This window comes from Streptomyces sp. WELS2 (assembly GCF_013870595.1).
Classification (GTDB): Bacteria; Actinomycetota; Actinomycetes; order Streptomycetales; family Streptomycetaceae; genus Streptomyces.
The window spans coordinates 1-1,605 of sequence record NZ_JACBWZ010001157.1 but is presented as its reverse complement, the minus strand read 5'-3'; the positions used below and the strand labels follow the sequence as shown (position 1 = coordinate 1,605).

Sequence of the window (1,605 nt, the reverse complement as noted above, 5' to 3'; positions counted from 1 at the left end):
AGGCGGGCGAGGAACACCGCGATGTCGTCGAAGGCGATCACCCAGCGCGCGGGCACGGTGATCCGCAGGCCCGCGGCCCGGCCCCAGGGCGACCAGCGCGCGGGCCGGGTCAGTCCGCGGCCGGGCACATCGGCCCACACCTCGTCCAGAGCCCGTTCACAGCCGGCCACCGGCCAGCCGCGCCACCGCGCGTGCGTCGGGCGGAAGCCGAGGCCGGGACCGTCCCCGGTGAGGACCTCGATCTGCCGCTCGGCCTCGTCGGGGCTGTCGGGGCAGTGCACGAAGTTGCCGTAGATGAACCCGCCGAGCCGGGCCCGGGTGGCGGACTTGTACTCGAGCAGCCGGGCCAGCGCGTCCGGTCCCTCGACCACCGCCGCCTCGACCGCCCGGCCGACCAGGTAGCGGCGCAGCAGACCGGCGGTGAGGGCCCGTTCGTCGGGAAGGATCCGGAAGTACAGGCCGGCCAGCTGCGCCTCGGTCAGCTCGAACCGGCGGCGGGCGGCGACCCGCAGCCCGGCCGCGCGCACCTCCGCGATCCCCTGGTCGACCATGCCGTGTGCCACCGCGTCCGGTTTGAAGAGCAGCAACGACCTTTGTGTGCTCATCACGCCGGGCCCCGGGCCAGTGCGTGGTCGGCGTACGCCGGATCACCGGTGACCTCCGCCCCGCACCACGCGGGCACGGCCAGCGCTTCGTCGGCCGCCGAGAGCTCGACCTCGGCGAGCACCGGGCCGTCCCGGTGCACGTCGACCAGCCATACACGGCCGGCGTACGGGACACGGTGGCGGCGCTTGACCGAGCGGCGGACGGACGGGGAGGTGAACAGGGCCATGCCGAACTCCTCGGGCAGCGGGGTGTGGTGTTCGCGGCGCACCAGGCCGCTGCCGCTGTCCTTGACGGTGAGCCGCCAGCCCCCGTGTCTGCGGCCCACGCGCACCACGGTGCGTTCGTCGGCGAACACGTAGGCCTGGACGATCTCGATGCCTTCGCTGCCTCGCACCACCGAGTGGTCGCGGACCAGGAACCGACGCTCCGTCTCCAGCCGCGCCCTCATGCGACGGCCCCTGCCGTCCAGTCGGCCACGGCGTCGCGGTAGAGCCGTGTGTAGTGCCCGACGGGGGCGGCGGTCCGCGGGCCGGTGAGGAAGTGGGACAGGCCCAGCAGCAACCGGACCAGCACCAGGACGCGCAGCCGGCCGCCGGTCCCGTCGTGCGGGCGGCGCCCGGCGCCGCCCGCCGGGTAGAGGGCGCTCGCGCCCACCAGGGAGCATGCCTCGGCCCAGTCGGCGGGCCCCAGGCACAGCCCGTCGAAGTCGATCTTGTGTAGTCGGCCGCCGTCGCTGAGCGTGTTGTCGCGGTGCAGGTCGAAGTCGGCCACCGCGGTCCGCTCGGCCAGCAGGCGCGCGACCCGGGAGTCGGCGGTGAGCATCCGCAGGGCGGCCGCCGCCTCGGTGTCCGGCCCGGCCAGCACCCGCGCGACCCGGTCCGCCAACCGGGGCAGTCCGGTGCGCAGTTCACCCGTCACGTTGGCGGTGATCCGCGCGCTGACGGCGCGATAGTGCGCCAGCAGCCGCCATTCCGTGGCGGGGGCGACGCGGTGCGGCAC

Annotated in this window: 3 protein-coding genes; all 3 read right to left on the bottom strand. The window is 75.0% G+C overall.

Annotation, left to right across the window (positions count from 1 at the left end; genetic code table 11):
- On the bottom strand, positions 1-587 hold a 587-nt coding region (locus H5J33_RS34590; protein ID WP_181798615.1), incomplete at its 3' end, for a nucleoside-diphosphate kinase.
- A gap of 17 nt (positions 588-604) precedes the next feature.
- Positions 605-1,054, bottom strand: coding sequence for an adenylate cyclase (locus H5J33_RS34585; protein ID WP_181798614.1), 450 nt, complete (start codon positions 1,052-1,054; stop codon positions 605-607).
- A partial coding sequence (locus H5J33_RS34580) for a hypothetical protein (RefSeq protein WP_181798613.1) occupies positions 1,051-1,605 on the bottom strand: 555 nt, incomplete at its 5' end. The genes H5J33_RS34585 and H5J33_RS34580, both read right to left, overlap by 4 nt.

What these genes read in the sequence shown, in the direction of transcription:
- H5J33_RS34585 (WP_181798614.1), bottom strand. Translation starts at nt 1,054, where the DNA reads ATGAGGGCGCGGCTGGAGACGGAGCGTCGGTTCCTGGTCCGCGACCAC.